The organism is Burkholderia sp. NRF60-BP8, assembly GCF_001522585.2.
Taxonomy (GTDB): Bacteria; Pseudomonadota; Gammaproteobacteria; order Burkholderiales; family Burkholderiaceae; genus Burkholderia.
Map to the genome: position 1 here is coordinate 2493324 of NZ_CP013373.1, position 23475 is coordinate 2516798.

The 23475-nt window shown below is 68.7% G+C and carries 20 protein-coding genes; 14 read left to right on the top strand and 6 right to left on the bottom strand.

Translation table 11 applies throughout. The features are described 5' to 3' along the window. The first annotated feature begins 9 nt into the window (after positions 1-9). From WS54_RS25060 to WS54_RS25100, 9 genes are all read left to right on the top strand, one after another. Entirely contained in the window at positions 10-735 is a 726-nt protein-coding gene (locus WS54_RS25060; RefSeq protein WP_179955227.1) for a nicotinate-nucleotide adenylyltransferase, read from the top strand. Between the two features lie 4 nt (positions 736-739). Further along, on the top strand, positions 740-1183 hold the full coding sequence (gene rsfS / locus WS54_RS25065) for a ribosome silencing factor (protein ID WP_006484266.1): 444 nt from the start codon (positions 740-742) through the stop codon (positions 1181-1183). Positions 1184-1201: 18 nt separating this feature from the next. Beyond that, positions 1202-1672, top strand: a complete 471-nt coding sequence (gene rlmH / locus WS54_RS25070) for a 23S rRNA (pseudouridine(1915)-N(3))-methyltransferase RlmH (RefSeq protein WP_059781302.1) — start codon at positions 1202-1204, stop codon at positions 1670-1672. Between the two features lie 51 nt (positions 1673-1723). Further along, positions 1724-2356: a Maf family protein gene (locus tag WS54_RS25075; protein ID WP_034208008.1), complete on the top strand. Its 633-nt coding sequence runs from the start codon at positions 1724-1726 to the stop codon at positions 2354-2356. An 8-nt stretch (positions 2357-2364) separates the two neighbouring features. After that, the gene (gene rng, locus WS54_RS25080; protein WP_034208009.1) at positions 2365-3834 is read left to right on the top strand and encodes a ribonuclease G; all 1470 of its coding nucleotides are present in this window, start codon (positions 2365-2367) and stop codon (positions 3832-3834) included. A 126-nt stretch (positions 3835-3960) separates the two neighbouring features. Continuing rightward, complete coding sequence (locus WS54_RS25085) at positions 3961-4296, top strand: YggL family protein (protein WP_059781300.1); 336 nt, start codon at positions 3961-3963, stop codon at positions 4294-4296. A 387-nt stretch (positions 4297-4683) separates the two neighbouring features. Further along, positions 4684-5649: a PRC-barrel domain-containing protein gene (locus WS54_RS25090; protein ID WP_059781299.1), complete on the top strand. Its 966-nt coding sequence runs from the start codon at positions 4684-4686 to the stop codon at positions 5647-5649. Next, complete coding sequence (locus tag WS54_RS25095; RefSeq protein ID WP_059781297.1) at positions 5646-6905, top strand: MFS transporter; 1260 nt, start codon at positions 5646-5648, stop codon at positions 6903-6905. Before WS54_RS25090 ends, WS54_RS25095 begins: the two co-directional genes overlap by 4 nt. Before the next feature lie 41 nt (positions 6906-6946). Continuing rightward, a complete protein-coding gene (locus tag WS54_RS25100) occupies positions 6947-7513 on the top strand; it encodes an FUSC family protein (protein WP_034208013.1) in 567 nt (188 codons plus the stop codon). Positions 7514-7577: 64 nt separating this feature from the next. On the opposite strand, the gene WS54_RS25105 is transcribed toward WS54_RS25100, so the two are convergent. Together WS54_RS25105 and msbA are read right to left on the bottom strand one after the other, a co-directional pair. Then, a complete protein-coding gene (locus WS54_RS25105) occupies positions 7578-7961 on the bottom strand; it encodes an RcnB family protein (protein ID WP_034208014.1) in 384 nt (127 codons plus the stop codon). Between the two features lie 93 nt (positions 7962-8054). Beyond that, on the bottom strand, positions 8055-9806 hold the full coding sequence (gene msbA, locus WS54_RS25110) for a lipid A export permease/ATP-binding protein MsbA (RefSeq protein WP_034208015.1): 1752 nt from the start codon (positions 9804-9806) through the stop codon (positions 8055-8057). Positions 9807-10031: 225 nt separating this feature from the next. Between msbA and WS54_RS25115 the strand changes: the two genes are divergently transcribed. From WS54_RS25115 to WS54_RS25125, 3 genes are all read left to right on the top strand, one after another. Beyond that, positions 10032-10784, top strand: a complete 753-nt coding sequence (locus WS54_RS25115) for a glycosyltransferase family 2 protein (protein WP_034208016.1) — start codon at positions 10032-10034, stop codon at positions 10782-10784. Positions 10785-10903: 119 nt separating this feature from the next. After that, on the top strand, positions 10904-11746 hold the full coding sequence (locus tag WS54_RS25120) for a glycosyltransferase family 2 protein (protein WP_059781295.1): 843 nt from the start codon (positions 10904-10906) through the stop codon (positions 11744-11746). A 137-nt stretch (positions 11747-11883) separates the two neighbouring features. Further along, entirely contained in the window at positions 11884-13164 is a 1281-nt protein-coding gene (locus tag WS54_RS25125; RefSeq protein WP_034208018.1) for an O-antigen ligase family protein, read from the top strand. A 141-nt stretch (positions 13165-13305) separates the two neighbouring features. Here the strand turns inward: WS54_RS25125 and WS54_RS25130 are convergent, their stop codons facing one another. The 3 genes from WS54_RS25130 to dnaE form a co-directional block, all read right to left on the bottom strand. Then, a complete protein-coding gene (locus WS54_RS25130) occupies positions 13306-14484 on the bottom strand; it encodes a glycosyltransferase family 9 protein (RefSeq protein WP_059781294.1) in 1179 nt (392 codons plus the stop codon). Between the two features lie 150 nt (positions 14485-14634). Further along, positions 14635-15723, bottom strand: coding sequence for a glycosyltransferase family 9 protein (locus WS54_RS25135; RefSeq protein WP_059781292.1), 1089 nt, complete (start codon positions 15721-15723; stop codon positions 14635-14637). 312 nt (positions 15724-16035) lie between these two features. Beyond that, positions 16036-19569, bottom strand: a complete 3534-nt coding sequence (gene dnaE / locus WS54_RS25140) for a DNA polymerase III subunit alpha (protein WP_059781290.1) — start codon at positions 19567-19569, stop codon at positions 16036-16038. 216 nt (positions 19570-19785) lie between these two features. On the opposite strand from dnaE, the gene WS54_RS25145 reads away from it, so the two are divergent. Both WS54_RS25145 and gluQRS read left to right on the top strand, forming a co-directional pair. After that, a complete protein-coding gene (locus tag WS54_RS25145) occupies positions 19786-20640 on the top strand; it encodes a sulfurtransferase (protein WP_059781288.1) in 855 nt (284 codons plus the stop codon). 25 nt (positions 20641-20665) lie between these two features. Next, entirely contained in the window at positions 20666-21562 is an 897-nt protein-coding gene (gene gluQRS, locus WS54_RS25150) for a tRNA glutamyl-Q(34) synthetase GluQRS (protein ID WP_059781286.1), read from the top strand. A 285-nt stretch (positions 21563-21847) separates the two neighbouring features. On the opposite strand, the gene WS54_RS25155 is transcribed toward gluQRS, so the two are convergent. Further along, on the bottom strand, positions 21848-23395 hold the full coding sequence (locus tag WS54_RS25155) for a DEAD/DEAH box helicase (RefSeq protein ID WP_034208023.1): 1548 nt from the start codon (positions 23393-23395) through the stop codon (positions 21848-21850). Between the last annotated feature and the right edge of the window lie 80 nt (positions 23396-23475).

A 23475-nucleotide genomic window follows, 5' to 3' on the forward strand; every position in this document is an offset into this window, starting at 1 on the left:
CGCGCCCCGCTGCCCCAACGAAAGGACGCGTTTCTGGACACCATCGCCCGCCCCGCCCCGCTGCCGCGCCGTATCGGCTTGCTGGGCGGTACTTTCGACCCGATCCACGACGGCCATCTCGCGCTCGCGCGCCGGTTCGCCGCGCTGCTCGACCTGACCGAACTCGTGTTGCTGCCCGCCGGGCAGCCGTACCAGAAGCGCGACGTATCGGCCGCCGAGCACCGGCTCGCGATGACGCGCGCCGCCGCCGGCACGCTGTCGATGCCGGGCGTGACCGTGACCGTCGCAACCGACGAGATCGAGCACGCCGGCCCGACCTACACGGTCGAGACGCTCGCGCGCTGGCGCGAGCGGATCGGCCCGGATGCGTCGCTGTCGCTGCTGATCGGCGCCGACCAGCTCGTGCGCCTCGATACGTGGCGCGACTGGCGCACGCTGTTCGACTACGCGCACATCGGCGTGTCGACGCGCCCGGGCTTCGAGCTCGACGCGGCGCCGCCGGACGTCGCGCGCGAAATCGCCGCGCGGCAGGCCGGCGCCGACGTGCTCAAGGCCACGCCGGCGGGCCGCCTGCTGATCGATACGACCCTTTCGTTCGACATCGCCGCGACCGACATCCGCGCGCACCTGCGCGAATGCATCGCACGCCATGCGCAAATGCCCGACGCGTCGGCCGAACATGTGCCGGCCGCCGTATGGGCCTATATTCTTCAACATCGCCTCTACCATTCCTGAATCCATGGATATTCGCAAACTGCAGCGCGTGATCGTCGACGCACTCGAAGACGTCAAGGCGCAAGACATCAAGGTGTTCAACACCAGCCACCTGACCGAACTGTTCGACCGCGTGGTCGTCGCCTCGGGCACCTCCAACCGCCAGACCAAGGCCCTCGCGTCGAACGTGCGCGACAAGGTCAAGGAAGCCGGCGGCGACGTCGTCAGCTCCGAAGGCGAGGACACCGGCGAATGGGTGCTGGTCGACTGCGGCGACGCGGTCGTGCACATCCTGCAACCGGCGCTGCGCCAGTACTACAACCTCGAGGAAATCTGGGGCGACAAGCCCGTGCGGATGAAGCTCGGCGGCGGCAAGGGCAACGGCTTCGCCACGGCGAGCGAAGACGACGAAGAAGAGGAAGAAGCGCCCGCACGCCCGGCGCGCAAGACGGCCGCCCGGCGCCGCTAAGCCGTCACGCGTCTCCCGATGAAGCTTTTCATCCTCGCGGTCGGCCACAAGATGCCGGGCTGGATCGCATCCGGCTTCGACGAATACACGAAGCGGATGCCGCCCGAACTGCGCATCGAGTTGCGCGAAATCAAGCCTGAACTGCGCTCGGGCGGCCGCAGCGCCGACAGCGTGATGGCGGCCGAGCGGCAGAAAATCGAGGCCGCGCTGCCGAAGGGCGCGCGCATCGTCGCGCTCGACGAGCGCGGCCGCGACTGGACCACGATGCAGCTCGCGCAGGCGCTGCCCGGCTGGCAGCAGGACGGCCGCGACGTCGCGTTCGTGATCGGCGGGGCCGACGGGCTCGATCCGGACCTGAAAGCGCGCGCCGACGTGCTGCTGCGCATCTCGAGCATGACGCTGCCGCACGGCATGGTGCGCGTGCTGCTCGCCGAACAGCTTTACCGGGCGTGGAGCATCACGCAGAATCATCCCTACCACCGCGCATGACGCGTCGTCCTCGAGACGCGCGCCGCGCGCGCTCAACGAGATAACGACACCATGCCGTCCAGCACGTCCCCCGCGCTTTTCCCGATCCTTTACCTCGCTTCGCAAAGCCCGCGCCGCCAGGAGCTGCTGCAGCAGATCGGCGTGCGCTTCGAGCTGCTGCTGCCGCGCCCCGACGAGGACGCCGAGGCGCTCGAGGCCGAACTGCCCGGCGAAACCGCCGACGCGTACGTGCGACGCGTGACCATCGCGAAGGCCGAGGCCGCGCGCTCGCGCCTCGTCGCGAGCGGCAAGCCGGCCGCGCCGGTGCTGGTGGCCGATACCACGGTGACGATCGACGGCGCGATCCTCGGCAAGCCGGCCGACGCCGACGATGCGCTCGCGATGCTCACCCGCCTCGCCGGCCGCGAGCACGCGGTGCTGACCGCCGTCGCCGTGATCGACGCCGGCGGCGCACTGCTGCCGCCCGCGCTGTCGCGCTCGTCGGTGCGCTTCGCGGCCGCGTCGCGCGATGCGTACGCGCGCTACGTCGAAACCGGCGAGCCGTTCGGCAAGGCCGGCGCGTACGCGATCCAGGGCCGCGCGGCCGAATTCATCGAGCGAATCGACGGATCCCATTCAGGTATCATGGGTCTGCCCCTTTTTGAGACTGCCGCGCTGCTGCGTACCGCACGCGTCGCCTTCTGAACCGCACCATGAACGAAGAAATCCTGATCAACCTCACGCCGCAGGAAACGCGCGTCGCACTCGTCCAGCAAGGCGCGGTGCAGGAGCTTCACGTCGAGCGCACGCTGTCGCGCGGGCGGGTCGGCAACATCTATCTCGGCAAGGTCGTGCGCGTGCTGCCCGGCATGCAGTCGGCGTTCATCGACATCGGCCTCGAGCGCGCGGCGTTCCTGCACGTCGCCGACATCTGGCATCCGCGCCTCGCGGGCGAGCCGCAGTCGGGCGCGCCGCACCAGCCGATCGAGAAGATCGTGTTCGAGGGGCAGACGCTGATGGTGCAGGTGATCAAGGATCCGATCGGCACCAAAGGCGCGCGGCTGTCGACGCAGGTCAGCATCGCGGGACGCACGCTCGTCTATCTGCCGCAGGAGCCGCATATCGGCATCTCGCAGAAGATCGAAAGCGAGGCCGAGCGCGAGGCCGTGCGCGCGCGCCTGACGGCCGTGATCCCGCCGGACGAGAAAGGCGGCTACATCGTGCGCACGATCGCCGAGGACGCCACCTCCGACGAGCTGGCCGGCGACGTCACCTACCTGCGCAAGACCTGGGCGACGATCGTCGCGCAAGCGCAGCGGCTGCCGGCGACGAGCCTGCTGTACCAGGACCTCGATCTCGCGCAGCGCGTGCTGCGCGATTTCGCGAACGACGACACGACGCGCATCCAGGTCGATTCGCGCGAGACGTACCAGCGCCTCGCTGAATTCGCGGGCGAGTTCACGCCGGCCGTGAGCCCGAAGCTGCATCACTACACGGGCGAGCGGCCGCTGTTCGACCTGTACAACATCGAGACGGAGATCCAGCGCGCGCTGTCGCGCCGCGTCGACCTGAAGTCGGGCGGCTATCTGATGATCGACCAGACCGAGGCGATGACGACGATCGACGTGAACACCGGCGGCTACGTCGGCGCGCGCAATTTCGACGACACGATCTTCAAGACCAACCTCGAGGCCGCGCACACGATCGCGCGACAGTTGCGGCTGCGCAACCTCGGCGGGATCATCATCATCGACTTCATCGACATGGAGAACGCCGAGCATCGCGACGCGGTGCTGTCCGAGCTGAAGAAGGCGCTGTCGCGCGACCGCACGCGCGTGACGGTCAACGGCTTCTCGCAGCTCGGGCTCGTCGAGATGACACGCAAGCGCACGCGCGAATCGCTCGCGCACGTGCTGTGCGAACCGTGCCCGACCTGCCAGGGCAAGGGCCAGGTGAAGACGTCGCGCACCGTGTGCTACGACATCCTGCGCGAGATCCTGCGCGAATCGCGGCAGTTCAACCCGCGCGAGTTTCGCGTGATCGCCGCGCAGCAGGTGATCGACCTGTTCCTCGACGAGGAGTCGCAGCATCTCGCGATGCTGATCGACTTCATCGGCAAGCCGGTGTCGCTTCAGGTCGAGTCGAACCTGAGCCAGGAGCAGTACGACATCGTGCTGATGTAACGTTGCGTCCATCCGCCGCCGGCAGCGCCGCGCGGCGCCCCGATGCGGCGGCCGGGCCGTTCGCGTATGCCGCGCCAGCACCGCCGCCGCCCTTTCATCGATCCTTTTCGCATTCACCCCCAGACCATGAGCCAACGCCACAACCGCCGCCAGCGCAAGAAACTCCACATCGGCGAATTCCAGGAACTCGCGTTCAACGCCACCGCGCATTACCGCAACGACATGACCGACCTCGAGCGCGGCCAGTTGATCGATGCGTTCATCGACTTCGTCGAAGCGAACGGGCTGCTGACCGTCGCGTCCGCGGACGAAGGCATCGGCGCATACGTGATCTCCGGCGCGCCGCGCGGCACGACGACCGACGCCGACCGCGAACTCGTGCGCGGATGGCTGGCCGACCGTCCGGAGCTGACCGACGTCAAGGTCAGCGAATTCACCGACGCGTGGTATCCGGACGCCTGATTTCCCGGTTTCGCGTTGCGTCGAACGGTGCCCGAGCCTGCCCGCCGTCACGGCGAGCCAGGCCGGCGCCGCTTCTTCCGGACGATCGTGACGGCCGCTCGCGTCGCCGGGCCGCTGTCGCCGTCCGCGTATGGCGGCTCAGGCCCGCGAGCCAGGGCACCGGCTGCAGCGCCTGCACCGCGTCGTCGTGGCCCGGGCGCCGCAGCCGGACCGCCACCCGCTCCGCTCCCTTCCTTTCCCCCACGATCCGCTTGCAACCGGCCATCGAAATCGGTCCTGAAAGCAAGACACGTTAAACTCTCACCTCGCGTGGTGCGCCGCCCGCACCCGCCATCCATCGCCAGCCGCGTGCCCTCGGGCCGCCCCCGACCCATGGAGTGAGTGTCAATGAGCGGCGGACTCCCGTTTCCCGCATCCCGCAAGTCGTTGCCGTCCTCGACGGTCTTCCTGATTCTCGCCGTCGCCGCGTTGCTGTCCGGCTGCGGGCTGCTGCCGGTCCAGAACCCGCCCGCGCCGATCAGCGAGGCGCTCGTCGAGCCCGTCGAGGAGACCGCCGGCGAGCCGCTGACGATGCCGCCCGTGCCCGCGCCGACGCAACCGGAGGAACCGGAAGCGCCGAAGAAGCCGCACCGCGAGGTGGCACGGCCGAAGCCCGTGCAACGCCCCGAATCGCCGACCCCGCCGCCGCCGCCGCCCGCGCCGCTCGTCGCGACGCGCGCGCTCGACCGCACCCAGATCCATGCGCTGCTCGACAGCGAGGTCGCGCGCCGTAACGGCAAGGTGGTCGGCCGCGCGGTCGACATGGTGGTCGACGCGAGCGGCAAGCCGCGCGAGATGATCGTCAACCTGCAGGGCTTCATGGGGATCGGCGACCGCAAGGTCATCTTCCCGTGGAACGTGTTCCGCTTCACGCCGGGCGGCAAACAGGAGCCGATCGTGCTCGACGTGCCGTCGGGCGACCTGCCGCCCGCCGCGCGGCCGAAGGCGGCGCCGCTGTCGGGGTCGGCCGCGGCGTCGCCGGCGACGCGGCTGCCGATGCTCGACAGCGACGTCGAGCGTCCGAACGGCACGAAGATCGGCCGCATCGTCGACGTGCTGATCGACCGCGGCGCCCAGCCGCAGGCCGTCGTGCTCGATCTCGGGGGGCTCGTCAATACCGACCGCCGTTCGATCGCCGCGAGCTGGGGCGCGCTGCGCTTCGTCACGCGCGACAAGGCGCTGCACCCGCAGCTCGACCTGAACGACGCCCAGATCAAGGCATCGCCGCCGTACGCGGCCGACAAGCCGATCGTCGCCGTCTTCCCGCCTGTCGCCCCGGCCGCGCCGGCTTCGTCTGCGAGTGCCATCCGATGACGATCAAGCATTCCGTCAGCGTTCGCAGTCTGCGCTCCCTCGACTGGCTCAACTTTTTCGTTGCAAACGTTCAAACCGGGTTCGGTCCGTTCATCGCGTCCTATCTCGCGTCGCACAAGTGGACGCAGGGCGAGATCGGCATGGTGCTGTCGATCGGCACGATCAGCGCGATGGTCAGCCAGGTGCCGGGCGGCGCGGCCGTCGACGCGCTGAAGAACAAGAAAGGCGCGGCCGCGTGGGCGATCGCGGCCATCATCCTGTCCGCGGTCCTGCTCGCGTCGAGCCCGACGATCGTGCCGGTGATCGCCGCCGAGGTGTTCCACGGCTTCGCGAGCTGCATGCTGGTGCCGGCGATGGCCGCGATCTCGTTCTCGCTCGTCGGCCGCGCCGATCTCGGCGACCGGCTCGGCCGCAACGCGCGCTGGGCGTCGATCGGCAGTGCGGTCGCGGCGGGCCTGATGGGGCTGACCGGCGAATATTTCTCCGCGCGCGCGGTGTTCTGGCTGACCGCCGTGCTGGCGCTGCCCGCGCTGTTCGCGCTCGCGATGATCCAGCCGACGCACGAGGTGATTCCGCAATCGTCGAAGCACGACGACGCCGACGAAGGCGAGGAACGCGAAACGCTGCTCGAGCTGCTGCGCGACCGCCGGATGCTGATCTTCGCGGCCTGCGTCGTGCTGTTCCACCTGTCGAACGCCGCGATGCTGAACCTCGCGGCCGGCGAAGTCACTGCCGGGATGGGCGAGAACGTGCAGCTCGTGATCGCCGCGTGCATCATCGTGCCGCAGGCGATCGTCGCGATGCTGTCGCCGTGGGTCGGCCGCTCCGCGCAGCGCTGGGGGCGCCGGCCGATCCTGCTGCTCGGCTTCTCCGCGCTGCCGGTGCGCGCGCTGCTGTTCGCCGGCGTCAGCAGCCCGTACCTGCTCGTGCCGATGCAGATGCTCGACGGCATCAGCGCGGCCGTGTTCGGCGTGATGCTGCCGCTGATCGCGGCCGACGTCGCGGGCGGCAAGGGCCGCTACAACCTCTGTATCGGGCTGTTCGGGCTCGCGGCCGGGATTGGCGCCACGCTCAGCACGGCCGTGGCCGGCTACGTCGCCGATCACTTCGGCAACGCGGTCAGCTTCTTCGGGCTCGCGGCCGCCGGCGCGCTCGCGGTGCTGCTGGTCTGGCTCGTGATGCCCGAAACCCGCGTCGAGAACGGCGACGCGACGGCCGCCGAACCGGCGGCCGCCTCGCCCGAACAGGCGCATTGACGGCGGCGCGCCGCCGCTACCCGCTTCTTGGCCGACGCACGATGGATACGATCAGGACACTCAACGAAGCCCGCCAGCAGATCCAGCAGTCGATCTTCGATCTGTTCAAGGGGTTGTCATTCGGCGAGCGGCTCGCGCAAGGCGCGCTGATGGCGCTGCAGGCCGTCTGCGGCGCGTGCCTCGCGTATGCGATCGGCCGCGCGATGCATACCGAGCAGGCCGTGTGGGCGGCGATCACCGCGATCGCCGTCACGCAGCACAACTACTCGGACACGATGTCGCTGTCGCGCGACCAGTTCATCGGCGCGATGGTCGGCGGCATCCTCGGCTTCGCCGGTGCGGCGTTGGGCGGCGATCGCCTCGTCGCGTATGCGATCACGGTCGCGGTCGCGATCGTCTGCTGCTGGTGCCTGAACGTCGGCAGCGCCGCACGGCTCGGCGGCGTGACCGCGACGATCGTGCTGCTGTTCCCGGGCAACGGCCCGCTGTGGGACGTTCCGCTGATCCGGCTCGGCGAAGTGACGCTCGGCACGGTGTGCGCGCTGGGCGTGTGCTGGCTGATGTCGAGAATCGAGCGGCGCTGGTTCCGCCGCGCGGCGGCAAAGTGACGCTGGGAGCCGGCGGCCCGGCGCGCATCGCGGCATCGCGATCCATGCCGGGCCGCGGGCCGGATCAGTCGCCGATCCGCAGCACGATGCCGGAACCGATCTGCACCAGCAGGTGATCCCCGCCGACGCCGACCCATTGATAGCCGCGCGGTGGTGGGCTCAGATGATAGCCACGCCAGTCGTCGATCACGTATTGGCGATCGCGGAACTCGGGAGGAAGCCGGTCGCCCTTGTGCCACTCGCGGCGCGGCTGGTCGGCCCAGCGCGGCGGTACGTCGTCGTCGCGATGCATCGCGTGGCCGGGCGGCACGTGTTTCGGGCCATGGCCGTGCTGCATCCCGTGGCCGCCGCGGTCATCGCGATTGTCGTGGTCCTGCGCCATTGCCGCGGTAGCCGCGCAGCCTGCGGCGATCAGTGCGGCCAGCATCATGCCGTGCATCCTCTTCATTGTCCTTCCCTCCGTGGTATCACGTCGAACAAGAAACGACCGGGACTGCCCGACGAAGACTAGCACACGGCATCGCGGCCGCCTCACCGCGCGTTACGCCGCTTGCTGCTGATACTGGATCCGGTGCAGGTGCGCGTAGAGGCCGCCGTGGCGCAGCAGCTCGTCGTGGCTGCCCTCTTCGACGATCTTGCCGGCCTCGAGCACGAGGATGCGGTCCGCGCGCTCGATCGTCGACAGCCGGTGCGCGATCACCAGCGTCGTGCGGCCTTCCATCAGCCGCTCGAGCGCGGCCTGCACGTGGCGCTCCGACTCCGAATCGAGCGCCGACGTCGCTTCGTCGAGGATCAGGATCGGCGCGTCCTTGTAGATCGCGCGCGCAATCGCGAGCCGCTGGCGCTGGCCGCCGGACAAGCGCATCCCGTTGCCGCCGACCAGCGTATCGAGCCCGTCGGGCATCGCGGCGACCGCATCGGCTAGGTTCGCGGCCTCGAGCGCGGCCTGCACGCGCGCGCGGTCGGGTGTCTGCCCGTAAGCGACGTTCGCGGCGATCGTGTCGTTGAACAGCACGACGTCCTGGCTGACCATCGCCATCTGGCTGCGTAGCGCGTGGAGATCGTAGTCGGACACCGGCACGCCGTCGACCAGGATCGTGCCGTCCGTCGGGTCGAAGAAACGCGGCAGCAGGTTCACGAGCGTCGTCTTGCCGCTTCCGGACGGGCCGGCCAGCGCGATCATTTCGCCCGGCGCGACCTTGAACGAGATGCGGTCGAGCGTCGGCCGTTCGGCCGCGCCGTAGTCGAACGACACCGCGCGGAACTCGATCTCGCCGCGCGCATGCGGCAGCGGCCGGCCGCCGCCCTGCGGCTCGGCCGGCTCGTCGATCAGCCCGAAGATCAGCTCGGCGGCCGTCATCCCGCGCTGCAGCGGCTGGTTGACGTCGATCAGGTGCTTGAGCGGCGAGATCACCAGCAGCATCGACGTGACGAACGCGACGAACCCGCCGACCGTCGTCTGGTCGTTCGACGACTGCACGACCGCGATCGTGATCACGACCGCGAGCGCGATCGACGCAAGGAACTGCGTGAGCGGCTGCGCGAGGCCGCCCGAGATCGTCATGCGCATCGCGTAGCCGCGCAGGCGCTTGCTCATCGTCGTGAAGCGGTCCGTCTCGTACGCTTCGCCGTTGTGCACCTTGACGACCTTGTAGCCGCCGACCGTCTCCTCGACGATGTACGACAGCTCGTTGGTCAGCGTCTGGTGCTCGCGGTTCAGGCGACGCAGCCGGCGGTTGATCTTGCTGACGAGCCAGCCGATGCCCGGCAGGATCACCGCGACGATCAGCGTGAGCCGCCAGTTCAGGTAGAACAGGTAGCCGAGCAGGAAGATCACGGTCAGCGAGTCGCGCACGAGCGTGACCATCACGCCCGTCAGCACCGACAGGATCTGGTTGACCTCGAACACGATCGCGTTGATCACCGTGCTCGCGGTTTCGCGCTGGAAGAACGACGCGCCGGTATGGATCATCCGCCGGAACATCTCGAGCCGCAGTTGCAGCAGGATGCGGTTCGATACGTAGTTGAGCAGGTAATTCGACGCGTACTGCGACACGCCGCGCACGAGCGCGAGGCCGATCACCGCGATCGGCACGTACCATTTCGCGCGGTCGCTGCCGTGCGAGCCGAAGCCGTGGTCGAGGAGCGGCTTGAGCAGCGCCGGGATACCGGCTTCGGTGGCCGCGACGACGCCCATCGTCACCACGGCGAGCACGACGATGCCGATGAGCGGCCGGATATACGGCCACAGGCGCTTGAGGACCGTCACCGGCGAAGTGCCGCTGCCGTCCATCGGTTTGCGAAGAGTGTTCTGGGTTTCCAAGGCAATCCTTCTTGAGCCGCGATGCGGCGCCCGGCGCGTGGCCGCCCGGGTGTGCGCCCTGGTCGGGCGAGTGCCGAAAAGGGCTCAACATTATAGCTGCACCGCCCCCGCCGGCACGGTCGGCGCCGATGCTGCCCGCGGCCGCCCCGAAGGTATACTGCCGCTCACCGTTTTCTCCGCCTTTCCGACGATTTCATGGCTGAACCCTCCCTCGGCGTCGCCCTCATCGCCCTCAACGCATCCGCGCGGCTCGCGCAGTGTCTCGATGCGCTGTCGTTCGCCGACGATATCGTCGTCATCGACGGCGGCAGCACCGACGATACCGTCGCGATCGCGCAGGCGCACGGCGCGCGCGTGATCGTCGAGCGCGACTGGCCGGGTTTCGGGCCGCAGAAGAACCGCGCGCTCGACGCGCTCGGCACCGACTGGATCCTGTCGCTCGACACCGACGAAGTGGTCACGCCGGAACTCGCGCAATCGATCCGCGACGCGATCCGCGCGCCGGCCGCGCAGGTCTATGCGCTCGACCGGCTGTCGAGCTTCTGCGGCCAGTGGATCCATCACAGCGGCTGGTATCCGGACTGGGTGCCGCGGCTGTTCCGGCGCGGCGCCGCGCGGTTCTCGGACGATCTCGTGCACGAACGCCTCGTGTTCGAGACCGCCGCGCAGCGCCTGCCCGGCAAGCTGATGCACTACTCGTACGAGGATTTCGAAACGGTCGTGCGCAAGCTCGACGCGTATTCGACGGCCGGCGCGCGCCAGCGCCGCGCGGCCGGCCAGCGCGGCGGCTTCGGCAAGGCGCTCGGCCGCGGCGCCTGGGCGTTCGTGCGCACCTACGTGCTGCGGCGCGGGTTCCTCGACGGCCGCGCGGGCTTCATGATCGCCGTGTTCAACGCGGAAACCGTGTATTACCGCTTCCTGAAGCTCGGTCACGAACCGGCCCGCTAGGCACCCGCCGGCGCGCGGCCGGCCCGGCGTTACAATGCCGGGTTGCGCGCACCGCGCGTGCCCGCCCGAACGGCTGCGCCGCGCGCCGCCCGCCACGACGACCACCGAATCCGACCGCCATGTTCTCCATCATCATCCCGACCTGGAACAACCTGCCGTACCTCAAGCTCGTCGTCGACAGCCTGCGCCGGCATTCCGCGTACGACCACCAGATCGTCGTGCACGTAAACGACGGCTCGGACGGCACGCTCGACTGGGTGCGCAGCGAAGGGATCGAACACACCGCGTCGCCGACCAACATCGGCATCTGCCATGCGGTCAACCTGGCCGCCGCGCGCGCCGTGCGCGACTACGTCGTCTACATGAACGACGACATGTTCTGCTGCCCGGGCTGGGACACGGCGCTCGTGCGCCGCATCGAACGGATGCCGACCGACCTGTTCATGCTGTCCGGCACGATGATCGAGCCGGTCGACACGCGCAATCCGTGCGTGGTCGTCAGCGATTTCGGCCGCGACGCCGAGCAATTCGATGCGACGGGCCTCGTCGCCGCGACGCCGAAGCTGGCGCGCGCGGACTGGCTCGGCTCGACCTGGCCGCCGACGCTCGTCCACCGCGACTGGTGGAACCGCATCGGCGGCTACAGCAGCGAGCTGTCGCCGGGCATGAGCAGCGACAACGACTTCTCGATGAAATTCTGGGACGCCGGTTGCCGGATCTTCATCGGCGTCGGCGACAGCCTCGTGTATCACTTCCAGCAAAAGAGCACCGGCAAGATCGTCAAGAACGACGGCCGCCGTCAGTTCCTGAACAAATGGGGCATGACCCAGGCGACGTTCGACCGCTACTACCTGCATCGCGGCGAGCCGGCAGGCACCCGGATCGCGCTCGATACGCCGGCCGTGGAAGGCCGCCTCAAGCGCGCGCTGCTGCGTTCGCGGATCAAGCGCGCGTTCAGCTGATCGGGCCCCGAAAACCGCACGGAAACCTGTCCTGCTTCGCGTATACTGCGCCGTTCGTCCCGGGTCTCTCGCCGGGGGCGCGACGCGGCGCGGTGCACGCCGTTCGCGCGCCGCATTCGTCCATACGCCAGGTTCCGATGCTTTCGTTTTCCACTCCCGCCACGCGGCGCCTGACCGCCGCCCGTGCATTCGCCGTCGCCGCGCTCTGCATGGTGCCCGTCTCGACCGCGCTGACCAACGTGTTCTGCGGGCTGTTCGCCGTCGCGCTCGTGATCTCCCCCGAATTCTGGCGCAACCTGCGCTCGCTCGTCGCCGACCCGGCTTCGCTCGCGGCGCTGCTGATCCTGGCCGCGCTGGCCGTGAGCGTCGCCTATACGGTCGCGCCGCACAACAAGGCGTGGAACTGGGTCGCGAAGTACGACAAGCTGCTGCTGCTGCCGTTCGCCGTGCTCGCGTTCCGTCATTCGAACTGGGCGCCGATCGTGCGGCGCTGCTGGTTCGCCACGCTGTGCGCGATCCTGCTGCTGTCGACGACCAACTACCTCGGCCTGACCGCGATCGGGCCGGCGCATGCGACCCAGTTGCCGCTGTCGCGCGCGTGGGTGTTCAAGAACCATATCGCCGCCGGCATGTTCGGGGCGTTGCTCTTTTACCAGGCAGCCGATCTCGCGCTGGCGGCCCGCACGATGCTGTCCCGCGCCGCGTACGCGGGCGTCGCCGCGTGGTCGCTCGTCAACGTGTTCGTGATGCTGCAAGGGCGCACGGGGCAGGTCATCGCGCTGTTGCTGATCCTCGTCGTCGCCGTGCGTTTCGTGCTGCTGCTGCGCCGGCGGTCCGCGTTGCGCGCGGGGCTCGCCGCCGGCGTGCTCGTCCTCGCGGGCGCCGCGCTCGTGGTCGCCGCCTGCACGGTTCACAACGGCCGGCTGACGAAGGTCGTGACGGAAGTGCAGCAATACCGGCAGAGCGATGCGGCCACGTCGACCGGGCTGCGCCTCGAGTGGTACAAGAAGGGGCTCGAACTGTATCGCCAGCGCCCCGTGCTCGGCTACGGCGCAGGCGGCCTCGAATCCGAATTCGAAAAGCTCACGGCCGGCAAGACGGCGGCCGAAGGCCAGCTCACGTCGAACCCGCACAACGAATATTTGCTGATGGCCGTGCAACTCGGCTCGCTCGGCGTGCTGCTGTTCGTCAACCTGATCGTGCAGATCGCGCGCGGCAGCCGGGCGCTCGATCCGCGCTCGCGACACTTGCTGCTCGCATGGCTCGCGATCTTCGCGATCGGCAGTCTCGCGAATTCGCTGTTGCTGGATTTCGCCGAAGGGCACCTGATCGTGCTGCTGGCCGGCATCCTGCTCGGCTGCGGCGAGCGCAGCGAAGCGCTGCCGCGCGAAACGTCGGCAATCCGACGCAGCGTGTAACACCCGCCGGCCTACGTTCCGCTGCCCACGCCGACCGGTTCGGCGGCAGCGGACCTCCGCACAGTCGATGCGGGCGAGCCGCGTGGTTCTCCGCGGAACGAAGCCCCAGGCCAACGAAGAAAAACGCGCGTTCGCCGGGCGTCAATCGGGTCCGGCGCGGCCCAGCCGCGACGTGTCGACGACGACGTCGGCCGGACCCGGCTGATTCAGCCCGAGCATCTCGGCAGCCGCGGCCTTCACGCGCTGCGCCCCAAGATGGACGAGGCAGTCGCTGCGGCTGTCGACATGACGCTCGCAGCCTTCGTGCCGGCACGGTACGCAATCCCCCTCCCCTTGCAGCAGCCACACGTTCCCGTGCCGGCCCGAGCCGCGCAGCGGCCACGGATTCTCGGTCGCGGGCCAGTGCTGCGGCCACGGCCCCCAGCGCACGGGGTCGGACGGCCCGAACAGTGCAATCGTGTCGGTGCCGGTCGCGGCCGCGACGTGCGTCGCGCCGGTGTCGGGCCCGATGAAGAGCCGCGCGCGCCGCACGAGCTCCGCGCTCTCGCCGAACGTCAGGCGCCCGACCAGGTTCAGCACGTCGCCGCCCGCCTCGGTCGCGACCTGCTCCGCATACTCGCGCTCGCGGTCGGCCGGGCCGCCCGACAGCGCGACCGCGAAGCCTTGCTCGCGCAGCCAGCCGATCATGTCGACCCAGCCGTCGAGCCGCCATTGCTTGTAACGGAACATCGGATACGGATGCAGCACGACCAGCGGCTTGCCGGCGCGGATCGCGGGCGACTCGGCGAGCCACGCGTCGAAACGCGCGCGTCGCGCGGGATCGTCGCCGATGCCGGGTGCGACGACCTCGGATACCGGCTCGATGCCGATCACCGGCGCGAGTGCGAGCGTACTGACGACCGTATGCGCGGATTCGTGGTGATTGATCGCGATCCCGTTCAGCATCATCCGCGCGAGCCACGTGACGCGGTTCGGGTCGACGAGACCGACCCGCTTGCGGCCGGCGAACCAGCTATAGAAACGCGGCCGGTCGGAACTCAGCGCCGCGCACGCGAGATCGTAGCGGCGCCACATCGACAGCGCGTCGCGCAACCGCTCGCGAAACCCCGCGCGCTGCGCGACCACGATCACGCGTCGCACGTCCGGATTGTGCTCGAGCACGCCCTCGGTGCCGCGAAACACCAGCATGTCGATCTGCGCGTCCGGCCAGCGGGCCTTCAGCGATCGGACGAGCGGCGTCGTCAGCAGCACGTCGCCGATACGGCGCGGCGCGGCAACGAGGATGGTTCGGGGCGGACGGGCGGAAGAAAACAGGGCCACGGCGATCGTCTGGCTGGCTGAACAAGGCTGGCAATGTACAGGATTTTGCAGCAGCCGGCGCGGCGTCGCGCACCGGCCGCGCCGGCAGCCGCGATGCGACCCCGCCCGCGGGGGCGTCGTGCGGTACGCGGCCGCACGGCGCGCCCGGCACTACGAAGCGGTCGTCACGATCGCGGCCGCCGTGGCGGCGGCCGGCGGCTCACGCGTCGCATCGGCCGCAGCGTCGTCGCGATGGCCGGCCTGCGGCAGCAGGTGACGCACCGCGCGCTCGACCGCATCGACGCCGATCGCTTCGACGGTCGGGCCCGCGCGCAGGATCACGTGCGGCACGCCAAGCGGATGCCAGCGCAGGTATTTCTCGGGACGGTCCTCGAACAGCGCGGCCACCGGTACGCCGAGCGCCGACGCAAGATGGACGGGTGCGCTGTCGGCCGAGACGATCATATCGAGCAGGCTTGCGGCCGCCACCAGTTCGGCGATCGACGCAGGCGCGACATGCCGTGCATTCACGTCGCGCCATACTTCGTCTTCGACAGCCCGGCCGACGGCAGGATCGCGAAACACGATCACGTCGGCGATCGGTGCGAGCCGCTCGCCGAGATCGCGCCAGCGGTCGGCCGGCCAGCGGCGCTCGACCGCCTTGTTCGACACGAACAGCCCGATGCGCGGCTTCGTCCGCGGGCCGAGCAGGCGATGCCACGCCTCCTGCAGCGTGGGATCGGGATGCACCGACAGCTCGAGACCGTCGAGATCGGCATCGCCGAGTTCGGGCACGAGCCGGAAGCCCGACAACGCTTCATGGCACATCGGCCGCTGCGCGACATGCTCGGGCTTGCGATCGTCGAATTCGGTCCTGGCATCGTGCCAGCGGCAATCCTTCGCGCGAAGCTGGCGCGCGAACTGCATGCTGCTGCGATGCATGCCGCCGTTCGGCACGATCACGAGGTCGAACCGCAAGCGGCGCAGACGGCGCACGAGCCGCAACCGGTCGAAGAATGCGCGCATCCGCCCCGGACGGTCGTTGCGCTCGCACTGACGGCTGTACACGTAGGTGTGGATCGCGTGCACGTTCGGGTTTCCGGCCAGCGCGGCCGCGTTGTAGCGGTTCGCGACCACATGCAGCTCCGCGCCCGGCCAACGCGCCTTCAGCGCGCGGAGAAACGCCGTCGTGCACAGCATGTCGCCCAGAAAATCAATCCGGATCACGAGGATCCGCTGCGTCGGGTTCCCATTGGCCATGGTCATGTGGTGACAATCCGTTTTTATCGTCGAGACGGGCCGTTCCACGGCATCCCGTTCGGGGGCTACACCGCCGCGCGTTGCCGCACCCCGCATGGATCCGCCCCTGTTTATTCGCGCGCCACCGGCGCGGCGTCGCTCGCCGTGCGAACCCGCGGCAGGCGCGGCGTTCGGACGGTCAGCGCGGGATTGTATAGCGTCCGGATGGCCAGCCCAAGTCCGATTACCGTCGCACGTAAAAACGGCCCGCCGCACCGCACGATGGCGATGCGACGGGCCGCCTGGACGCGACACCCGCCGAAGCGGGCGCAGTCAGTACGTGATTTCGACGACGCTGCCGTCGAACGCCGCGCGCAGCTCCGCCAGCAGCACGTCGCTCGGCTTCACGCGCCATGCGTCGCCCAGACGCATTTCGCCCTGCGCGCGTGCGTTGCTGTAGTGGATCTGGACTGCAAGCCCGTTCGGCAGCGGCGGCGGCGGACGCCGACCGCCATCGCGGCCGCCGCCGCGCGGCGCGGGCGCGTCGACCGCGTTCGCCGCGGCCGGATCGTCCTTCGACACGTGCGGCTCGAGCACGCGGCGCAGCGCGAGCGCGTCGGCGTTGCCGTTCATCGTCAGCCGCACGGCCTGCGCATAGCGGCTGCGCGCGCGTTCAAGATCCATCACGGTATCGGCCGTGAAGCGAATGCCGCCGGTGAACGCGTCGTTGCGCGCCTGCCCCTGCACGATCAGCAGCTCGTCCTCCTTGAACAGCGCCTTGTTCGCCTCGAACTGTTCGTTGAAGATCGTGATCTCGCACTGGCCCGTGCCGTCGTCGAGCAGCGCGATCAGCATCTTGCCGCGCTGGGTCATCTGCGTGCGCAGCGACGCGATGATGCCGGCGACGAGCTTGTCGCGCCCTTCCTTCAGGTCACCGATCTTCTGCCGCACGAAGCGGCGCACTTCGTCGCGATACGCGTCGAACAGGTGGCCGGACAGGTAGAAACCGAGCGCGGCCTTTTCTTCCTGCAGGCGACGCTTGTCGTCCCACGCGGGTTCGTCGACGAGCGCATGCGCATGCGGCGACTCGGCGCCCATGTCGAACAGGCCCGCCTGCATCGCATTCGCTTCGGCCTGCTCGGCCGCTTCCATCGCGAGCGGCACCGACGCGATCAACTGCGCACGGTTCGGGTTCAACGAATCGAACGCGCCGGCGCGAATCAGCGCCTCGACCGTGCGGCGGTTGACGATGCGCCGGTCGATCCGCTCGCAGAAGTCGAACAGGTCGGTGAACGCCTTTTCCTCGCGCGCGCGCAGGATTTCCTCGATCGCGTTCTGGCCGCTGCCCTTCACCGCGCCGAGGCCGTAGCGGATCGTGCGCGAGCGCTTGCCGTCGGCTTGCGCGACCGGCTCGAACCGGTAATGCGACTGGTTGATGTCCGGCGGCAGCACGACGAGGTTGTTCACGACGCAGTCGTCGAACAGGATCTTCACCTTGTCGGTGTCGTCCATCGCGAGCGTCATGTTGGCCGCCATGAACTCGGCCGGATGGTGCGCCTTCAGCCACGCGGTGTAATACGCGAGCAGCGCATACGCGGCCGCGTGCGACTTGTTGAAGCCGTAGCCCGCGAACTTCTCCATCAAGTCGAAGATCTCGTCGGACTTCTCGCGCGTGAGGCCGTTCTTCGCCGCACCCTCGGCGAAGATCTCGCGATGCTTGGCCATCTCCTCGGGCTTCTTCTTGCCCATCGCGCGACGCAGCAAGTCCGCCCCGCCGAGCGAGTAGCCGCCGATGATCTGCGCCATCTGCATCACCTGCTCCTGATAGACCATGATGCCGTAGGTCTCTTTCAGGACGGGTTCGACGCGCGGATCCGGATAGTCGACCTTCTCGCGCCCGTGCTTGCGTGCGCAGAAGCTCGGAATCAGGTCCATCGGGCCCGGACGGTACAACGACACGAGCGCGATGATGTCCTCGAAGCGGTCGGGCTGCGCATCCTTCAGCATGCCCTGCATCCCGCGGCTTTCCAGCTGGAACACCGCGACCGTGTTGGCCTTCTTCAGGATCTGGAACGAGGCCGGATCGTCGAGCGGCACCTGCGCGAGCGACCAGTCGGCCTTCGACGGATCGAGACGGCGGATGTAGCGCTCGGCCCAGTCGAGGATCGTCAGCGTCGTGAGACCCAGAAAGTCGAACTTCACGAGGCCGACGGCTTCGACGTCGTCCTTGTCGTACTGGCTGACCACGCCGCCGTCGTCGCCCTGCGTGTACAGCGGGCAGAAATCGGTCAGCTTGCCGGGCGCGATCAGCACGCCGCCCGCGTGCATCCCGACGTTACGCGTGAGGCCCTCGACGCGCTGCGCGAGATCGAGCAGCTGGTGCACTTCGTCCTCGTGGTCGTAGCGCTCCTGCAACTGCGGCTCTTCCTTCATCGCGTCGGCAATCGTCACGTGCTTGCCGGGCTTGAACGGGATCAGCTTCGCGACGCCGTCGGTGAACATGTAGCCGAGGTCGAGCACGCGGCCGATGTCGCGCACGGCCGCCTTCGCGGCCATCGTGCCGAACGTGGCGATCTGCGATACCGCGTCCGCGCCGTATTTCTCCTTCACGTACTGGATCACGCGATCGCGGCCGTGCTGGCAGAAGTCGATGTCGAAGTCGGGCATCGACACGCGTTCCGGGTTCAGGAAGCGCTCGAACAGCAGGTTGTAGCGCAGCGGATCGAGGTCGGTAATGCCGAGCGCGTACGCGACCAGCGAGCCGGCGCCCGAGCCGCGGCCCGGGCCGACCGGCACGCCGTTGTTCTTCGCCCAGTTGATGAAGTCCGCGACGATCAGGAAGTAGCCGGGGAAGCCCATCTTCGTGATGGTCCCGCACTCGAATTCGAGGCGCTTGTAGTACGTGTCGCGCTGCGCGTCGCGCTCGGCTTCGACCGGATACAACTGCGCAAGGCGAGTCTCGAGCCCTTCCTTCGACAGTTGGACGAGGTAGTCGTCGAGCGACATGCCGTCCGGCGTCGGAAACAGCGGCAGTTTCGGCTTGCCGAGTTCGAGCTTCAGATTGCAGCGCTTCGCGATCTCGACCGTGTTCGCGACCGCCGACGGCAGATCGGCGAACAGCGCGACCATGTCGTCCTGCGTGCGGAAATACTGGTCGGTCGTGAAACGCTTCTGGCGCCGCGGGTTCGCGAGGATGTCGCCTTCCGAGATGCACACGCGCGCCTCGTGCGCGGTGAAATCGTCGTCCGTCATGAACTGCGTCGGGTGCGTCGCGACGACCGGCAGCTTCAGCGACGCGGCGAGCGTCGCGGCCTGCTGGATGTACGCCTCGGCGCCCGGCTGGCCGTAACGCTGCAGCTCGATGTAGAAGCCACCCGGAAACACCCGCGCCCAGCGCTCGGCGTGACGGCGCGCAGCGTCTTCGTTGCCCGCGGCCAGCGCGAGCCCGATATCGCCCTGCTGCGCGCCCGACAGCGCGAGCAGCCCCTGCGCGCGGTCGCCGTCGAGCCAGCTCGCGTCGAGTTCCGCGCGGCCGCGGTACTGGTTCGTGAGCCACGCCTTCGACAGCAGCTCGCAGAGATTCAGGTAACCGACCTTGTCCTTGACCAGCAGCAGCAACCGCGACGGCTTGTCGCGGTCGTCGGGATTGGCGATCCAGACGTCGCAGCCGGCGATCGGCTTGATGCCCTTGCCGCGGGCTTCCTGGTAGAAACGGACGAGACCGAATGCGTTGCCGAGATCGGTGAGCGCGAGCGCACCCTGACCGTCCGCGGCCGCCGCCTTGACGATGTCGTCAATGCGCACGATGCCGTCGGCGATCGAGAATTCGGAGTGAACGCGAAGATGGACGAAGCGAGGATCTGACATGGGCGCTATTGTAGCCGCGTCGCCGCGCAGGCTGCCCAAAAAATGCCCGCTTCGGCCGTTCGGCCGATGCACGCGGCGACGCGTCGCGCGGTTGGCCGATCGGCCGGGTACCGATGCCCGCGCCGTTTGCGGGATAATACGGTTTTTCGAATCAACGCCCCGGCTTCGCACCCTTTTTTGCGGGCCGCCGTGCGGCCGTTTTCCCGTCGGACCATCATGACCATCGTCAACCTCGCCGCCTACCACTTCGTCTCGCTCGACGCGAACGAACAATGGCGCCCGCTCGTCACCGCCCGCTGCAACGAACTCGGGCTGCGCGGCACGATCCTGCTTGCGCCGGAAGGCATCAACCTGTTCATCGCCGGCACGCGCGAAGCCACCGACGCGTTCATCGCGTACATCCGCCACGATCCGCTGTTCGAAGGCAAGTTCGCGACGCTGCAGTTCAAGGAAAGCCTGTCCGACTCGCAGCCGTTTCGCCGCATGCTCGTGCGCCTGAAGCGCGAGATCATCACGATGAAAAAGCCCGCGATCAAGCCGGAACTCGGTCGCGCGCCGTTCGTCGACGCCCGCACGCTGAAGACGTGGCTCGACCGCGGTCACGACGATACGGGCCGCCCGGTCGTGATGCTCGACACGCGTAACGCGTTCGAAGTCGACGTCGGCACGTTCGACAACGCGCTCGACTACCGGATCGACAAGTTCAGCGAATTCCCGGAAGTGATCGACGCGCATCGCGCCGACCTCGAGGGCAAGACGGTCGTGTCGTTCTGCACCGGCGGCATCCGCTGCGAGAAGGCCGCGATCCACATGAAGGAAATCGGCATCGAGAACGTGTACCAGCTCGAAGGCGGGATCCTGAAGTACTTCGAGGAAGTCGGCGGCGCGCACTATCACGGCGACTGCTTCGTGTTCGACTACCGCACCGCGCTGAACCCGCAGCTCCAGCCCACCGACAAGGTCACGTGCTTCGCGTGCCGCGCGGTCGTCACGCCGGAAGCGCAACAATCGCCGCACTACGTGCCCGGCAAGTCGTGCCCGGCCTGCGCAACGGCGGCCAGCGCCGCGTAACCGCGCGTCGCACCGCGCCCCGCCGATGAACCACGGCTATCGCGGCCGCTTCGCGCCATCGCCCACCGGCCCGCTGCACTTCGGCTCGCTGGTCGGCGCGCTCGCGAGCTGGCTCGACGCACGCGCGCACGGCGGCACCTGGCTCGTGCGCATCGAGGATCTCGACGGCCCGCGCACGGTGCCCGGCGCGGCCGACGACATCCTCGCGACGCTCGCGCATTTCGGCATGACGCCCGACGAGCGGCCCGTCTGGCAGAGTACGCGCGACGCGGCCTACACGGCCGCGCTCGAGCGGCTCGTCGCGGCGGGGCTCGTGTATCCGTGCGGCTGCACGCGCAAGGAAATCGCCGATTCGCTGCGCGCCGCCCACGAACGCCACACGACGCTCGCGTATCCGGGCACCTGCCGCACTGGCCTGCACGGCAAACCCGCGCGCGCATGGCGGCTGCGCGTGCCGGACGGCGACGACGCGCTCATCGCGTTCGACGATCGCTGGCAGCACACGCAATCGCAGAACCTCGCGACCGAAGTCGGCGATTTCGTGCTCAAGCGCGCGGACGGCCAATGGGCGTATCAGCTCGCGGTCGTCGTCGACGATGCCGACGCCGGCATCACGCACGTCGTGCGCGGCGCCGACCTGCTCGATTCGACCGCGCGCCAGATCCATCTGCAGCGCTGCATCGGCGTGCCGACTCCCGCGTACCTGCACGTGCCGGTCGTCGTCGACGCCAACGGCGAAAAGCTCAGCAAGCAGACCGGCGCGACGGCGCTCGAACGCAACGATCCGCTGCCGGCGCTGCGGGCCGCGGCCGCGCATCTCGGACTGTCGAACGATGGCGATCTGCCGAGCCAAACGATCGACGCGTTCTACGCGGCCGCCACCGATGCGTGGGCGCGTCGCTTCGGGCCGCGCGCCGGTTGAATCGCCCGCAGGGCACCCGCCCGTACCGACGACGCTCGTGCATCCGTCGGCGTCGAATCCGATCGCATGAGAGCGTGACGCAGGCCTGAGCGCTCCGTCCGCTACCGTCGTTGCGCAATGCGCAACGGCATCGCATCGAAATATCCGCCCCCGCGCGGCACGCAATCGCCCGCGCACCCACGCCCTGCCCCGATCGCATCGCCCAATGAAAAAACGGGCACATGCTCGTCGCATGTACCCGCCTGTCCGGCAGCGCTCCCGCGCCGCCCTGCCGCTTCGCCCGGCTTACGCCGACGGTTTGCGCGGCATTCCGAACCCGCCGAGCAGCGCGGCGACCTGACGCTTCGGCCCTTTCTTCTCGGGCTGCTGCGCGGCCTGCGTGTCGTCCGGCTGCTTCGCCGGCGCCGACGGCTCGTACGGTTTCAGGAAGAAATCGTCGACGGGCGCTTCGTGCCGGCGATGATGGCCGCCACGCTCGGAACTGCCCGACCGGCGACCCGCTGCACCGCGATGCTCGTCGCGCTCGCGCCGGCCGCCCCGTTCGCCACCGCGCTCGCTGCTGCGCTCGCCGCCGCGCTCGTCGTGACGCTGGCGCGCGGGCTTGTCGAGCTTGAGCGTCTGCACTTCGAGCGGACGCTTGATCAGCTTCTCGATATCGGCGAGCTGCTTGCGCTCGTTCGGGCTGCACAGCGACAGCGCGTCACCCGTCGCCCCGGCGCGACCGGTACGGCCGATCCGGTGCACGTAGTCTTCCGCGCTGAACGGCAGGTCGAAGTTGATCACGGCCGGCAGCTCGGCGATGTCGAGACCGCGCGCGGCCACGTCGGTCGCGACCAGCGCCTCGATTTCGCCGCGCTTGAACGCGTCGAGCGCCTGCATCCGCTCGATCTGCGTCTTGTCGCCGTGAATCGCCGACGCGACCACGCCGTCGCGCTCGAGATTGCGCGCGAGGCGGCTCGCGCCGATCTTGCTGTTGCAGAACACGATCACCTGCTTGAGGCCGCGATCGCGCAGCAATTGCACGACGGCCGCCTGCTTGTCGCCTTCGGCGACGTCGTAGACGATCTGCGTGACGTTCGCGTTCGTCGAATTGCTGCGTGCGACTTCGATCGTCTGCGGGTTGCGCAGATAGGTCGACGCGAGCTTCTTGATTTCGCCCGAGAACGTGGCCGAGAACAGCAGCGTCTGACGCTCCTTCGGCAGCAGGTTCAGGATGCGCTGCAGATCGGGCAGGAAGCCCATGTCGAGCATCCGGTCGGCTTCGTCGAGCACGAGGATCTGCACCTGGCCGAGGTTCGCCGTCTTTTGCTGCACGTGGTCGAGCAGGCGGCCCGGCGTCGCGATCAGGATCTCGACGCCGCGGCGCAGTTCGGCCGATTGCGGGTTCATGTCGACGCCGCCGAACACCACCGCGCTGCGCAGCGGCGTGTGCTTCGCATACGCGTGCACGTTCGCGGCGACCTGGTCGGCGAGTTCACGCGTCGGCGTGAGAATCAGCGCCCGCACGGGATGGCGCGCCGGGGACGCGCTCGTATTGGCTTGCGGCAGCAGACGCTGGATGATCGGCAGCGAGAAGCTCGCGGTCTTGCCGGTGCCCGTTTGCGCGGCGCCCATGACGTCGCGGCCGGCGAGCACGACCGGAATGGCCTGAGCCTGAATCGGCGTCGGCGTCGTATAGCCCTGCTCCGCAATGGCTTTCAGGATATCGGCGGCAAGGCCGAATTGGTCGAAGGTTGCGTCGACGGGCTTGGCGACAGAATCGGACATGGTGGCGTTTCGCTCAAAAGGCGCGGCGGGGACATCGTGCGTCAGGCCGGCCGGGCCTGCGCTCATCACAATTCGGAAATAGACGGAGCCGCGGCGCGCCGCGCGGCGCCGCTCTGGTGCTTGGGACCGGTTCGATGCGAACGCCG

Excerpts from the sequence above, each read along its gene's own strand:
- rsfS (WP_006484266.1), top strand. The coding sequence starts at position 740 with ATGGATATTCGCAAACTGCAGCGCGTGATCGTCGACGCACTCGAAGAC.
- rlmH (WP_059781302.1), top strand. The coding sequence starts at position 1,202 with ATGAAGCTTTTCATCCTCGCGGTCGGCCACAAGATGCCGGGCTGGATC.
- WS54_RS25075 (WP_034208008.1), top strand. The coding sequence starts at position 1,724 with ATGCCGTCCAGCACGTCCCCCGCGCTTTTCCCGATCCTTTACCTCGCT.
- rng (WP_034208009.1), top strand. The coding sequence starts at position 2,365 with ATGAACGAAGAAATCCTGATCAACCTCACGCCGCAGGAAACGCGCGTC.
- WS54_RS25085 (WP_059781300.1), top strand. The coding sequence starts at position 3,961 with ATGAGCCAACGCCACAACCGCCGCCAGCGCAAGAAACTCCACATCGGC.
- WS54_RS25090 (WP_059781299.1), top strand. The coding sequence starts at position 4,684 with ATGAGCGGCGGACTCCCGTTTCCCGCATCCCGCAAGTCGTTGCCGTCC.
- WS54_RS25095 (WP_059781297.1), top strand. The coding sequence starts at position 5,646 with ATGACGATCAAGCATTCCGTCAGCGTTCGCAGTCTGCGCTCCCTCGAC.
- WS54_RS25100 (WP_034208013.1), top strand. The coding sequence starts at position 6,947 with ATGGATACGATCAGGACACTCAACGAAGCCCGCCAGCAGATCCAGCAG.
- WS54_RS25105 (WP_034208014.1), bottom strand. The coding sequence starts at position 7,961 with ATGAAGAGGATGCACGGCATGATGCTGGCCGCACTGATCGCCGCAGGC.
- msbA (WP_034208015.1), bottom strand. The coding sequence starts at position 9,806 with ATGGACGGCAGCGGCACTTCGCCGGTGACGGTCCTCAAGCGCCTGTGG.
- WS54_RS25115 (WP_034208016.1), top strand. The coding sequence starts at position 10,032 with ATGGCTGAACCCTCCCTCGGCGTCGCCCTCATCGCCCTCAACGCATCC.
- WS54_RS25120 (WP_059781295.1), top strand. The coding sequence starts at position 10,904 with ATGTTCTCCATCATCATCCCGACCTGGAACAACCTGCCGTACCTCAAG.
- WS54_RS25125 (WP_034208018.1), top strand. The coding sequence starts at position 11,884 with ATGCTTTCGTTTTCCACTCCCGCCACGCGGCGCCTGACCGCCGCCCGT.
- WS54_RS25135 (WP_059781292.1), bottom strand. The coding sequence starts at position 15,723 with ATGGCCAATGGGAACCCGACGCAGCGGATCCTCGTGATCCGGATTGAT.
- dnaE (WP_059781290.1), bottom strand. The coding sequence starts at position 19,569 with ATGTCAGATCCTCGCTTCGTCCATCTTCGCGTTCACTCCGAATTCTCG.
- WS54_RS25145 (WP_059781288.1), top strand. The coding sequence starts at position 19,786 with ATGACCATCGTCAACCTCGCCGCCTACCACTTCGTCTCGCTCGACGCG.
- gluQRS (WP_059781286.1), top strand. The coding sequence starts at position 20,666 with ATGAACCACGGCTATCGCGGCCGCTTCGCGCCATCGCCCACCGGCCCG.
- WS54_RS25155 (WP_034208023.1), bottom strand. The coding sequence starts at position 23,395 with ATGAGCGCAGGCCCGGCCGGCCTGACGCACGATGTCCCCGCCGCGCCT.